The 13,686-nt window shown below is 36.5% G+C and carries 11 protein-coding genes; 1 reads left to right on the forward strand and 10 read right to left on the reverse strand.

What is annotated here, in order from left to right; all coding sequences use genetic code 11:
* The 4 genes from B6C84_RS09870 to rpsL all read right to left on the reverse strand — a co-directional run.
* Positions 1-127, reverse strand: a 127-nt coding sequence (locus B6C84_RS09870; RefSeq protein ID WP_084390269.1) for a GTP-binding protein, incomplete at its 3' end; no start/stop codon positions are given.
* Positions 128-192: 65 nt separating this feature from the next.
* Positions 193-2,295 carry an elongation factor G gene (gene fusA, locus B6C84_RS09875; protein WP_065614139.1) on the reverse strand — a complete coding sequence of 701 codons (2,103 nt, stop codon included), beginning with the start codon at positions 2,293-2,295 and terminating at the stop codon, positions 193-195.
* 106 nt (positions 2,296-2,401) lie between these two features.
* Positions 2,402-2,872 carry a 30S ribosomal protein S7 gene (gene rpsG / locus B6C84_RS09880; RefSeq protein WP_065578189.1) on the reverse strand — a complete coding sequence of 157 codons (471 nt, stop codon included), beginning with the start codon at positions 2,870-2,872 and terminating at the stop codon, positions 2,402-2,404.
* A 100-nt stretch (positions 2,873-2,972) separates the two neighbouring features.
* Complete coding sequence (rpsL, locus tag B6C84_RS09885) at positions 2,973-3,347, reverse strand: 30S ribosomal protein S12 (RefSeq protein WP_034883792.1); 375 nt, start codon at positions 3,345-3,347, stop codon at positions 2,973-2,975.
* 289 nt (positions 3,348-3,636) lie between these two features.
* Here rpsL and B6C84_RS09890 point away from each other — a divergent pair, with 289 nt between their 5' ends.
* Positions 3,637-4,827, forward strand: a complete 1,191-nt coding sequence (locus B6C84_RS09890) for a XylR family transcriptional regulator (RefSeq protein ID WP_086320142.1) — start codon at positions 3,637-3,639, stop codon at positions 4,825-4,827.
* Positions 4,828-4,912: 85 nt separating this feature from the next.
* Here the strand turns inward: B6C84_RS09890 and xylB are convergent, their stop codons facing one another.
* The 6 genes from xylB to djlA all read right to left on the reverse strand — a co-directional run bounded on the left by xylB (position 4,913) and on the right by djlA (position 13,686).
* Positions 4,913-6,370: a xylulokinase gene (xylB, locus tag B6C84_RS09895; RefSeq protein ID WP_086354337.1), complete on the reverse strand. Its 1,458-nt coding sequence runs from the start codon at positions 6,368-6,370 to the stop codon at positions 4,913-4,915.
* 72 nt (positions 6,371-6,442) lie between these two features.
* Positions 6,443-7,762: a xylose isomerase gene (gene xylA / locus B6C84_RS09900; RefSeq protein ID WP_086320144.1), complete on the reverse strand. Its 1,320-nt coding sequence runs from the start codon at positions 7,760-7,762 to the stop codon at positions 6,443-6,445.
* Between the two features lie 298 nt (positions 7,763-8,060).
* Positions 8,061-9,371 carry an NCS2 family permease gene (locus tag B6C84_RS09905; RefSeq protein WP_086354338.1) on the reverse strand — a complete coding sequence of 437 codons (1,311 nt, stop codon included), beginning with the start codon at positions 9,369-9,371 and terminating at the stop codon, positions 8,061-8,063.
* Between the two features lie 290 nt (positions 9,372-9,661).
* Entirely contained in the window at positions 9,662-11,236 is a 1,575-nt protein-coding gene (locus tag B6C84_RS09910; RefSeq protein WP_065650729.1) for a TerC family protein, read from the reverse strand.
* 143 nt (positions 11,237-11,379) lie between these two features.
* A complete protein-coding gene (locus B6C84_RS09915; RefSeq protein ID WP_086320158.1) occupies positions 11,380-12,825 on the reverse strand; it encodes a TrkH family potassium uptake protein in 1,446 nt (481 codons plus the stop codon).
* Between the two features lie 15 nt (positions 12,826-12,840).
* On the reverse strand, positions 12,841-13,686 hold the full coding sequence (djlA, locus tag B6C84_RS09920; protein WP_086320146.1) for a co-chaperone DjlA: 846 nt from the start codon (positions 13,684-13,686) through the stop codon (positions 12,841-12,843).

Below are 13,686 nucleotides of genomic sequence, written 5' to 3' on the forward strand. Positions count from 1 at the left end.
GACCACCGTATTTTTTAGATAATACTGATGTGATCGCTGCAGTTAAAGTTGTTTTACCATGGTCAACGTGGCCGATTGTACCAACGTTAACGTGGGGTTTTGTACGTTCAAATTTTTCTTTAGACATCTTAATGTTCCTTTATTAAATCACTTCCCTAACAATAGGGAAGTGTTACTTATTTATATAAATAATTATTTCGCTTTACGAGCTTCAATAATTGCAGTTGCAATATTGGTTGGCGCTTCATTGTACTTCAAGAACTCCATTGAGTAAGAAGCACGACCTTGGGTTTGTGAACGAAGGTCTGTTGCATAACCAAACATTTCTGAAAGTGGAACTTGTGCTTTAACTGTTTTACCAGTTGCAGTATCTTCCATTCCTTCGATCATACCACGACGACGGTTTAAGTCACCGATAACGTCACCCATATAATCTTCAGGAGTTTCAACTTCTACTTTCATGATAGGTTCTAAAAGCACAGGTTTAGCTTTCATGAAGCCATCTTTAAATGCCATTGAACCGGCAATTTTAAATGCCATTTCTGATGAGTCGACATCATGGTAAGAACCATCATAGATAGTGACTTCAACATCAACAATTGGGTAGCCAGCAAGAACACCGTTTTTCATTTGTTCCTGACAACCTTTATCAACTGCTGGGATGTATTCTTTAGGAACCACACCACCAACAATTTCATTGTTGAATTTGTAGCCTTCGCCACCAGCTTCTAATGGTTTAATTCTTAACCATACATGACCATATTGACCACGACCACCAGACTGACGAACAAATTTACCTTCTTGTTCAACTTCATTGCGAATGGTTTCACGGTAAGCAACTTGTGGTTTACCAACATTTGCTTCCACTTTAAATTCACGTTTCATACGGTCAACGATGATTTCTAAGTGAAGTTCACCCATACCAGAAATAATTGTTTGACCTGATTCTTCATCGGTGTGAACACGGAATGAAGGATCTTCTTGTGCTAGTCGACCTAAAGCAAGTCCCATTTTTTCTTGGTCAGCTTTAGTTTTTGGTTCAACAGCAACAGAAATTACCGGCTCAGGGAACTCCATTCTTTCTAGAATGATTGGTGCGCTCTCAGCACATAATGTATCACCAGTTGTTACCTCTTTAAGACCGATAGCTGCTGCAATGTCACCTGCGCGAACTTCTTTAATTTCTTCACGTTTATTAGCGTGCATCTGAACGATACGACCAAAACGTTCTTTTTTATCTTTAACAGAGTTAAGAACGGTATCACCAGAATTTACTACACCAGAGTAAACACGGAAGAATGTTAAGTTACCAACAAATGGGTCAGTTGCAATTTTAAATGCTAATGATGAGAACGGTTCATCATCACTTGAATGACGCTCTGCTGCTTCACCATTTGGTAATTCACCTTTGATTGCTGGAACATCTGTTGGTGCTGGTAAATATTCAATTACTGCATCAAGCATGAATTGAACACCTTTGTTTTTAAAGGCACTACCACAAGTTACTAAGATGATTTCGTTAGCAAGCACACGTTCACGTAATGCTAATTTAACTTCTTCTTCAGTTAACTCTTCACCACCAAGGTATTTTTCCATTAACTCTTCATTTGCTTCAGCTGCTGCTTCCATTAAGTTTGCACGCCATTCTTCGACTTGCTCAACCATATCTGCAGGAACATCTTCATAAGTGAAGCTTACACCTTGATCAGCATCATTCCAGTTAATTGCTTTACGTTTAAGTAAATCAACTACACCTGTAAAGCCTTCTTCAGCGCCGATAGGTAATACTAATGGAACTGGTACAGCTGCTAAACGAGTTTTGATTTGATCAACAACACGTAAGAAGTTAGCACCCATACGGTCCATTTTGTTTACGAACGCGATACGTGGAACTTTATATTTGTTTGCTTGACGCCATACTGTTTCTGATTGAGGTTGAACACCACCAACCGCACAGTAAACCATTACCGCACCATCTAAAACACGCATAGAACGTTCAACTTCGATTGTGAAGTCAACGTGTCCCGGGGTGTCGATGATATTGATTCGGTGTGGTTCAAATTGTTGACCCATACCAGACCAGAATGCAGTAGTTGCCGCAGAAGTGATAGTGATACCACGTTCTTGTTCTTGTTCCATCCAGTCCATGGTAGCTGCGCCATCATGAACCTCACCAATTTTGTGACTTACGCCAGTGTAAAACAAAATACGTTCAGTTGTCGTAGTTTTACCTGCGTCAATGTGTGCACTGATACCGATATTACGGTAGCGTGCTATAGGGGTTGTACGAGCCATATTAATCCTCTATTTAGAATCGTTTGCTTATAAAATATCTTTTTGGGGACTGATAATAACTATTAATTATCAGTCTAATTTCAAGCGTCTTATATAAGCGCTTAAATTACCAACGATAGTGTGCAAACGCTCTATTAGCTTCAGCCATACGATGAACATCTTCGCGTTTTTTCACTGCGGTACCTTTGTTTTCAAAAGCATCCATAAGTTCATTCGCTAGGCGTAATGCCATTGATTTATCGCCACGTTTACGTGCAGCATCTACAATCCAACGCATTGCAAGTGCATTACGACGAACAGGACGCACTTCAACAGGAACTTGGTATGTAGAACCACCAACGCGACGAGACTTAACTTCTACAGTTGGTCTTACGTTATCTAATGCAACTTCGAAAGCTGCTAAGTGGTCTTTTCCACTACGCTCAGCTAATTTATCAAGAGCTGAATATACGATTGATTCTGCGACAGATTTTTTACCATCTATCATTAAAATATTTACAAATTTCGCCAGCAAATCTGAACCGAATTTCGGATCAGGTAAAATTTTTCTTTGACCGACAACATGACGACGTGGCATTGGAATACTCCGTTTATATGTTACAAATTTTCAGGTTTACCCAAAACTCAAATGAGTTATATGGAATTTATATAGTTTGGCCTTACTTAACGGAGTTCCATTAAGCTTTAGGTCGTTTCACACCGTATTTAGAACGGCTTTGTTTGCGATCTTTAACACCTGCGCAGTCTAATGCACCACGAACAGTGTGATAACGAACACCAGGTAAATCTTTAACACGACCACCGCGGATTAAAATCACGCTATGTTCTTGTAAGTTATGACCTTCACCACCGATGTAAGAAGTTACTTCAAAACCGTTGGTTAAACGTACACGGCATACTTTACGTAATGCTGAGTTTGGTTTTTTAGGTGTAGTGGTGTAAACACGTGTACATACACCTCGTTTTTGCGGGCATGCTTCAAGTGCAGGAACGTTACTTTTCGCTTCCTTTAGTGCTCTTGGTTTGCGTACCAGCTGATTAATTGTTGCCATTAATAAGCTCCTGATTAATTAAAATAAATTTAAAAATTGCTTTTTAGATACGTAATTAATAACTGTAGCCCAAAGCCTATTTATATAAGTTTTGGGTCGCAAGATTCTAGACCTCAATAGCTATAATGTCAAGTATTAGCACAGGTTCTTTATGTTATTTATCAATAATTTTTATGCATGAATAAATGCAAAATAAAAATACATTTTTTTTATTTTATTGGTGCTTTTTATCGCACTAGTTTATCCTAATAGATGGGATATAAATTAATACCAATATATAAATGTGACAATGAAAGATACACAGGTTGAAAGTTACAAAGTTGTTTTGCTATTTAATGCAAACAATATTTATGATCGACAAATCCTTAAAGGAATAGGCGATTTTCTAAAAGCGAATAATATTCACTGGAATATCTATATTTCCGAAACCATGCGTTATGATACAAATACAGCTTTCCATTTTGATTGCGATGGTATTATTGCTAATTTTGATGATCCAGATATTCAAGATCTACTCACCAATGTTGATATTCCAATAATTGGCGTAGGTAGTTCACATCATGATAATTCAAGTTATCCAAAAGTTCCGTATGTTGCAGCGGATAATTTTGCGATTATTGAGAGTGCTTTTAATCATTTATGTTCTAAAGGCATTAATCAATTTGCCTTTTATGGCCTACCATCACATCGATCTTGTCGTTGGGCGGCAGTAAGAGAACAGTTTTTTGAGCAAATTGTAAGTCAAAAGGGTTATGAAGGGTTTATTTATCAAGGAACAACTACATCTCTTGATAATTGGCAAGATAGCTTAGATAAACTTTCTAAATGGTTATTATCTCTGCCAGTTAATACCGGAATTATTGCCGTAAATGATGCTAGAGCCCATCATATTTTACAAGCTTGTGATAGAGTTGAAATTAAAATACCTGAAGAGCTATGCTTAATTGGTATAGATAATGAAGAAGTAATCAATGATCTATCGATGGTTTCCTTATCTACTGTAAAACAAGGAACTGAGGAGATGGGGTTTGAAGCAGCTAAATTATTGCAAAAAATATTTAATAAAGGAAAGGTCTCTACCTCGCCACGGTTAATTTCACCGAAAAAAGTGATTGAACGTCGTTCGACCGATTACCGTTCAATACAAGATCCTTATGTTATACAAGCTATTCATTATATCCGTGATTATGCTTGTAAAGGTATTAAAGTAGATCAAGTGACTTCGGAATTGCAAATATCTCGTTCTAATTTAGAACTTCGCTTTAAAACATCATTAGGTAAAACCATTCACACGGTCATTCATGAAGAGAAGTTTAATCGAGCCAAATATCTATTGCTTGAATCTTCATTATCGATTCAAGCAATATCTGAGCAATGTGGCTATCCATCAGTGCAATATTTTTATTTTTTATTTAAAAAGTTATATGGTATGACACCGAAGGATTTCAGAAATAAATTTACCAATCTTAATTTACTATAATCAACTTAACATAAAGTTAAAAAATAGATTTATTAACTCGCTAAAAAGCAGAAGAGTGTTACAAAAGATCTTCTGCTTTTTAATATCAAGACATTAGCGGTTTTAATTGTTGATAAATGTTTCTAAACATAGCACGCTGTTGTTGGTAATATTCATGTTTTTCCCTATCTGGCTGGTGAGTTTGAATGGTTGGTAATGGTGCTAACCATTGCCCTAAATCACTATCTGGGTTACAAGCTATTTGTGCCAGTTTAGCGGCGCCTAAAGCGGGACCAACTTCGCCACCCTCACAATAAACTATAGTATAACCAGAGATATCGCTAATTAATTGGCGCCAATATTTACTTCTAGCTCCGCCACCAATAACAATAATTTTATTGGGTGAAATGCCGGTTTGTTTTACCACATCTATACCATCTGCTAGGCCATAACTCACACCTAATAAGATTGCTTTAGCCAAATCGACTTTATTATGTTGATAGGTTAAGCCAAAAAATACGCCTTTGGCTTCGGGGTTATTATGTGGTGTTCTCTCACCAGATAAGTAAGGTAAAAAGTAGACAGGTGGTTTATCGTCAGATGGTTGTTCCTCAATCAAACTCAATAACGTAGCAACATCTTTAATGCCTAACAATTGACATCCCCAATCAAGACATGAAGCACAACTTAACATCACTGACATCAGATGCCAGCGATTAGGTAATGCATGACAAAAGCTATGAATTGCTTGTTCAGGCTGGCTGATAAAACGATCGGTGACCGCGAAATAAACCCCTGAAGTACCTAGTGAAAGCATTGCTTGTCCAGAACGATAAAGCCCGACACCGATAGCACCTGCCGCATTATCGCCACCACCGGCAATCACTGGAATTGAATTGATATTCCAGCGTTTAGCAATATCATCAGTAACATAACCAGTTATTTGATTGCCTTCAAATAAGGCTGGCATATGTCGTCGACTTAAACCACAAGCATTTAACAATTGATCGTTCCAATCACGTTTTTCAACATCTAACCACATGCTGCCAGCAGAATCAGACATATCTGATGCATATTCGCCTGTAATTTTAAAGCGTAAATAATCCTTTGGTAACAATACTTTATCTATTTTGGCAAATATTTCTGGCTCGTGTTTTTGCACCCATTTTATTTTGGGTGCAGTAAAACCTGCCATCATCAAATTGCCAGTAATTTTTCTGGAATTTGGCACTAATTGTTCTAATTCATGACATTCAATATCACAACGACCGTCATTCCATAAAATTGCAGGCCTTAATACTTGAGATGAACTATCTAATAATACAGCGCCATGCATTTGTCCACTTAGGCCAATTGCCTTGACTTGGGTTAAGTCATGCTTATGACTAAGTTCTTGTATTGCTGAATCGGCTGCTTGCCACCACTGCTGCGGATCTTGTTCGGACCATAATGGATGAGGACGCGATACAGTGAGTGGCTTGGTATTTGACGCCACAATACGCTGTTTTTCATCCATTAAAATTACTTTGACACCGGAAGTGCCTAAATCAATACCAATATACATATCTGCCTCCATTATGCAGCTATCAGAACTATAAATATAATAGTTCTGATAGGTAAATACACAATGATTTTTTTAGCCAAAAATAGCTTTATTAACAATATTTTCTAATTGTTCTTGTGCACCGCTACGCGCTTTAGGTTGTAGATTATTTACCAGGCTATATTGAGCAATTTCTTGTAGCGACATATTCCCTTGTAAAATGTCTTTACCTAGATTTTTGTCCCAATCGGCATAACGTTCAGCTACTTTTTGATTTAATCGCTTATCTTCAATCATTTTCGCTGCACATTTTAATGATAATGCCATGGTGTCGATGGCACCAATATGGCCATGGAATGCATCGTATTTATCAATGCTTTGTCGTCTTATTTTGGCATCAAAGTTAAGTCCACCAGTGGTAAATCCGCCACTTTTTAATATTTCATACATAACCAGTGTGTTTTCCTCGACACTATTTGGAAATTGATCGGTATCCCATCCCAATTGTGGATCTCCTCGATTAGCATCAAGTGAACCAAATATATCTAAGGCAATAGCTGAAGCTACCTCATGTTGAAATGAATGGCCGGCAAGTGTTGCGTGATTCGCTTCAATATTGACCTTGATTTCTTTTTCTAAGCCGAATTGTTTTAAAAAGCCATAAATGGTTGCAACATCATAATCATATTGATGTTTGGTTGGCTCTTGTGGTTTTGGTTCAATCAATAATGCGCCATTGAAACCAATCTTGTGTTTGTTTTCGACAACTAGTTGCATAAATTTACCAAGTTGTTCACGTTCTTGGCGTAGGTTAGTATTTAATAGCGTTTCATAACCTTCCCGGCCACCCCATAATACATAATTTTGACCACCTAACTTATGAGTAGCATTCATTGCATGGACAACTTGAGTGGCCGCACAGGCAAAAACTTCTGGATCAGGATTGGTTGCCGCACCAGCGGCATATCTTGGATTTGTGAAACAGTTAGCGGTTCCCCATAATAAATTAACACCGGTTTCTTGTTGTTTTTGTAACAAGATATCCGTCATCATGGATAAATTAGAGATGTATTCTTGAATTGAATTACCTTCTGGGGCAACATCGACATCATGAAATGCATAAAAAGGAACATTCATTTTATAAAAAAATTCAAAAGCAATATCTGCTTTTGCTTTGGCATTAGCTAGTGGATCAGCCCCTTTTTGCCACGGATAATTAAATGAATTTGCACCAAACATGTCGGTGCCAGCCCAACAAAAAGTGTGCCAATAACAGATAGAAAAGCGTAAGTGCTCAGCCATTGTTTTTCCCAAAATTATCTGCTCTGGATTGTAATGCCTGAACGCGAAAGGATTATTAGTTTGTGTTCCTTCGTATTTAACTCTTTCTATTTTTTCATAATATTGACTCATAATGTACCTCTAAATACCATTAATTAACTTAAAATCTATATTTTGGTTACTAAGTTTTCTAGATAACTAAACGTTGCTAAATCAGGTAATCAATATGCATGAGTTTTAACAACAACAACAATTACTAAATTTTGTAGCGATTTTATGTTTTTTGTTTTTTGTGACGCAGATCAAATTCTATAAAGGGCTAAAAGAAGGTGAAATGATTGTTGTAGTCTGTTTGAAATTTCAGATGAAATAATTGTATGGGGGAAGAAGCTATTTCTACCATGTTAATGGTAGAAATAGTTTGATGAAATTAATGATGATCAATAAAGATGAATTTTAAAGCAAACAGTAGTGCAAAAACTATCACACAAAGATTTAATTCTTTAAATTTACCAGTAAATGTTTTCAATATCACATAAGAGATAAAGCCAAGTGCGACCCCTTCAGTAATAGCAAAAGCAAATGGCATCATTAATGCGGTAATAAATGCTGGTGTTGCATCCGTTAAATCAGACCAGTTAACTTTCATTAAACTTGATACCATTAAGATACCAACAAAAATTAGTGCACCTGATGTGGCATAAGGTGGTACTAAATGTGCTAAAGGTGATAAGAAAGTCATCATTAAAAATAATAAGCCAACCACCACTGCAGTTAAGCCAGTACGTCCACCAACTGAAATGCCTGCGGAACTTTCAATGTAAGTTAATACAGATGAAGTACCAAATAACCCACCTAGTGAAGAACTGAAACTATCAATTAATAAAGCTTGACGCATTTTAGGAAAACGACCTTTTTCGTCAGAAAGTCCTGCTTTATCAGTTAAAGCTAAAATAGTACCCGATGAATCAAACAAGCTGACAATCATTACTGAAAAGATTACTCCGAGGATACCAATATTCAGTGAACCAGCAAGGTCAACATGGCCAACAACGCTGCCAACACTCGGTGGAACTGCTGCAATTCCTTGATAACTAATATTTGGATCAAGCCATAGCGCTAGTAGGGTCACGACAAGAATAGAAACTAACACGGCAGCATGAAAATTGCGGGTAGCAAGGATAACGATAATAAAAAATCCAAGCGAACCTAATAAGACTTTTAGTGACAAAATATTGCCTAAGGTTAGTAATGTAGCTGGCGATGCGACCACAATACCCATATTTTGGAATCCCATAAAAGCAATAAATAAGCCAATACCAGCACTAATACCGGCGCGTAAACACTGTGGAATATGTTCGATTAACCAATGGCGGACTTTAAATAGTGATAATGCAAAAAAGACCAATGAGCCCCAAAATATCGCTCCCATCCCAACTTGCCAAGAATAGCCCATTACACCGCATATTCCATAAGCAAAAAAGACATTTAGCCCCATGGCAGGTGCTAAAGCAATCGGTAGATTGGCAAATAATCCCATCATAATTGTCGCAAAAGCGGTGACAACACAAGTTAGGACAAACACTGCTGATTTATCCATTCCTGTTGCAGATAAGATTGAAGGATTAACAAAGATAATATAAACCATGGTTAAAAAAGTGGTGCAACCGGCGATAAACTCGGTACCAGGGGTGGTTTTTTTCTCTTTTAATTGAAAGATTTTTTCGAATAGTGAATTCATAAATTAAAGCCCAATTTAGGTTGATAGTGATCCATTTTGATATAATTTTATATCTTTATTTTTACCGAAATAAATTTACGGTAAAAATAAAAAAGATATAAAGTGATTACTTCATATCTTTAAAAAACGTAAAAACACTGCGCTATTATTGCCAGTAATTTATTTTGGTCAAGCGTTATTCTAAATAACAAATAGCATTTTATTAGTGATCAGTCATGCTGATAACTTAGCGCTAACATAGTTTTTAGCCATTTAATGTCACACTGGATAACATGCTGATTATCAATAGATTAGTTAGCCAAAATATCTAATTTATTTTTAGTAATTTTTACTTTTAAAATCCGATGACTTTCAATCTCGGCGACTTCAAATAGATAGTCACCAATCTGTATGGTTTCACCAACATTGAGTAGATGTTGGGCTTTTTCCATCAATAATCCCGCAAGGGTATGATATTCTCGCTTATCATCAATCGGAATCGGTACAAATCTTACTAATTCTTCTACTGGGATATAGCCATTTGCAATCCAACTATCATCATCTAAACATTGGATGTCATGTTTAGCATCGATCTCTTCTTCTTCAGTTGGAAAGTCACCGGCAATGGTTTCAATAACATCGGTCACTGACACCACACCTTGCATTGATCCAAATTCATCAACCACAAAAGCAAAGTGAGTTTTGGCTTTTTTGAATTGTTCCAGTGCTACAAGTAAAGATACTGTTTCAGGAAAAATTAATGGTTGTTTGATTAATGAATTAATATCAAAGGGTTGTTTATTTTGTAAAATATCTTTTAACAGATCATTAACTTGAATGATACCTAATGGTTCATCAATTGAAGCATTATCAGTCACTACTAAACGTGAATGAGGATTGTCAAAAATTTCTTTTAATATTACTTCTCGATCATCATTGATATTGACCATATCAACATCTAATCGAGATGTCATGATACTGCTTACTGAACGTTGAGCTAACCCTAATACTCGCTCAACCATGTTTAATTCTTGATGATTAAATACTGAGGTTTTTTTATTATTATCAGATACCACATCAATGGTATGGCTATCGGGATCTTCTTCAGCATCGCCTTTAAGTAAATGTAAAATAGCTTCGGCGGTACGTTCACGTAGAGGTTTTTTGTTTAATGCTTTTCGACGGTTAAATATGGCTAGTTGATTAAAGAATTCAATCATAATCGAGAAGCCGATAGCTGCATATAAATAGCCTTTTGGAATGACAAAACCGAAACCTTCGGCAACCAAACTAAAGCCAATCATCAATAAAAAGCTTAAACATAAAATAACAATCGTTGGATGGGAGTTAACAAAATAGGCTAATGGTTTACTTGCCACCATCATAATCGCAATGGCGATACAAACTGCGATAATCATAACGGGTATATGCTCAACCATTCCCACTGCAGTAATGACTGAATCAAGTGAGAATACGGCATCAAGTACCACGATTTGCGCAACAACAGTCCAAAAATGTGAGGTTTTTTTCGGTTTGCCATCTTCGTGTGATGCACCTTCTAAACGCTCATTGAGTTCCATCGTGGCTTTAAACAGCAAAAATATTCCGCCAAGCAACATAATTAATTGCCGAGCATTGAAACTAATACCTGATATAGAAAATAGTGGGGTGGTGAGAGTAACTAACCAGCCAGTAAACATTAATAACAATATTCGGGTTATTAATGCAAAAGCAAGGCCTGTAATGCGTGCTTTATCTCGTTGTTGAGGCGGAAGTTTCTCGGCAAGAATGGCAATAAAAACAATGTTATCAATGCCAAGGACGATTTCAAGTACAACTAGAGTGGATAAACCAATCCAGATTGTAGGATCCATGATCCATTCCATATGTCAGGTGATTACCTCTAATGATCACAGCACATGCTGCTTGGTAATTCTGTCTGTAATTAGCAAAATAATCAATAAAATATTTAACTTTTTGACTATTTTATCGAAAATTGTTGATTAAAAGCCTTTATTAGGCGTAAAAATTAACTTCGCCAGAATGTCGGTGTGAATAAAACTAATAAAGTAAATATTTCTAGTCGACCAAATAACATGTCAACGACCATGACCCATTTCACTATATCACTGACATGAGCAAAATTATCACTGACACTACCAAGGCCAACGCCTAAATTATTTAGCGATGAAGCAACGATATAAAATGAGTCAGTTGCATCAATTCCTGTTGCCATAATAATAAATAAACTCACTAAAAATACTAATGCATAGGCAGAAAAGAATCCCCATACCGCTTCAATGATACGTTCTGGTACTACACGATTATTGAGTTTTAAGGTATAAATTGCATTAGGGTGAATAAGTCGTTTTAACTCTCGTGAACCTTGCATAAATAGTAGCAGTACCCGAACAACTTTTAGTCCACCACCAGTAGAACCAGCACAGCCACCAATAAACGAAGCACATAATAAAAAGATGGGTAATGACGATGGCCAAGTATTAATATCGTCGACGGTAAAGCCTACTGTTGCTGAAACAGACACGACTTGTAAAATAATTTTGTCGATACTAAGATGGCGTTGCGGCTGATAAATATAGATCACTAAAGCGCAGATAATAATTAAGATAAGCAGAATAAAGATAAACGTTCTAAACTCTTGATCGTGCCAATATACTTTAAGTGAAATGCCATTTAATGCGGCAAAATGTAGAGCAAAATTACATCCTGACAAAATGAGGAACAAGGTAACAATATAGTTAATTGTTGCACTATTAAAATAAGCTAAATTGTTATCATGGGTCGAAAAACCACCCATTGATATCGTTGAAAAGCTATGTGAAATAGCATCAAAGATATCCATTCCAGCACACCACAAACTTATTGCACATAAAGTAGTGAGTAAAATGTAAATCGACCAAAGGGTTTTTGCTGTTTCGGCAATACGTGGTCGCATTTTACTGTCTTTTTGTGGACCAGGAATTTCAGCTCGATAGAGCTGCATACCCCCGACCCCTAATAGTGGTAAAATTGCGACCGCAAGTACGATGATCCCCATACCACCTAACCATTGCAACATTTGACGATAGAAAAGTAGCGCTTTGGGTAAATGATCCAAATTGACAATAGTGGTGGCGCCAGTGGTTGTTAATCCAGAAAAAGACTCAAAAAAAGCTGTGGTTAAATTAAGATTGATATGATTATCAAATAGGAACGGGAATGCGCCAATAGTGCCTAAAACGACCCAAAATAATACCACGATGAAAAAGCCTTCTCGAGTACTTAATTCATGGCGTTGATGACGATTAGGAAACCACAATAACACACCTAAAATTAATGCTGCAAAAAATGAACGAACAAAAATAGCACCTGCGCCGTCACGATATATTAACGCCACTAGTGCAGGTATTAACATAAATACTGACAATAGTGATATTAATAAACCGATAATTCTTATAATTGAGCGCCAATGCATCATATATAGTAATCTCTATTTAAAGCCACGTGATGATTTTATAAGATCGTAAGCAGCTTGAATTTCTTGTGCTCGCTTTTTGGCTGCTTCTAACATCTCTTTTGGTAAGCCTTTGGATACCAATTTGTCTGGATGATGTTCATTCATTAATTTACGATATGCTCTTTTAATTTCAGAAATTTCAGCAGATGAATTTATTCCTAATATTTTATAAGCATTTGCTAAATCTGATTGCCTAGTACTGCTTTGGTAACCACTATAATTATGATTTTGTTGATATTGATGTTGACTGTTTTGTTGATTGTACTGATATTCTTGACGGAAATGAAAGCTTCCCATCATCATTTGAATATATATTGCCATTTGTGGCCGTGGAATGCGAAACTCATCGGCAACAATGAAAAGAATCTCCGACTCTTTGTCATCTAAATGACCATCAACTAAAGCAGCTTGAATTAATTGTTCGCAAAAGATATTTAAGACATTACGTCGATAACGATATTGGTGATATAACTCACTTAATCGTGATCGAAGTGGGTAATCACTTGCTTTACCACGATTGAATGATTCTTGGGCTAATTGACGACTTGTCGCATCAAGTTGGAGTCGATCCATAACTTGCCGAGCAAGATTAATATCATCACGAGTAACAACCCCTTTAGCTTTACTTAAATGCCCTAATACTTCAAAAACAACCGTTAAGTATAAGTTTGGATTAGATTGTGTCCTTTTCTCAGTCATTTTATTGCCAAATGCTTGGTATAGTATTGGGCCAATAAATAATCCGAGTATAAATCCCAATCCAGATTTTAATACTGAACTCAGTATTAAACCGGTAATAATGGACCAGATCAAATACAT

Source organism: Gilliamella apis (assembly GCF_002142155.1).
In the GTDB taxonomy this organism is placed as follows: Bacteria; Pseudomonadota; Gammaproteobacteria; order Enterobacterales; family Orbaceae; genus Gilliamella; species Gilliamella apis.

Coding starts and splice junctions, on each gene's coding strand:
- xylB (WP_086354337.1), bottom strand. CDS start 6,370: ATGTATATTGGTATTGATTTAGGCACTTCCGGTGTCAAAGTAATTTTA.
- B6C84_RS09890 (WP_086320142.1), top strand. CDS start 3,637: ATGAAAGATACACAGGTTGAAAGTTACAAAGTTGTTTTGCTATTTAAT.
- B6C84_RS09910 (WP_065650729.1), bottom strand. CDS start 11,236: ATGGAATGGATCATGGATCCTACAATCTGGATTGGTTTATCCACTCTA.
- fusA (WP_065614139.1), bottom strand. CDS start 2,295: ATGGCTCGTACAACCCCTATAGCACGCTACCGTAATATCGGTATCAGT.
- rpsL (WP_034883792.1), bottom strand. CDS start 3,347: ATGGCAACAATTAATCAGCTGGTACGCAAACCAAGAGCACTAAAGGAA.
- rpsG (WP_065578189.1), bottom strand. CDS start 2,872: ATGCCACGTCGTCATGTTGTCGGTCAAAGAAAAATTTTACCTGATCCG.
- B6C84_RS09905 (WP_086354338.1), bottom strand. CDS start 9,371: ATGAATTCACTATTCGAAAAAATCTTTCAATTAAAAGAGAAAAAAACC.
- B6C84_RS09915 (WP_086320158.1), bottom strand. CDS start 12,825: ATGCATTGGCGCTCAATTATAAGAATTATCGGTTTATTAATATCACTA.
- djlA (WP_086320146.1), bottom strand. CDS start 13,686: ATGTATTTGATCTGGTCCATTATTACCGGTTTAATACTGAGTTCAGTA.
- xylA (WP_086320144.1), bottom strand. CDS start 7,762: ATGAGTCAATATTATGAAAAAATAGAAAGAGTTAAATACGAAGGAACA.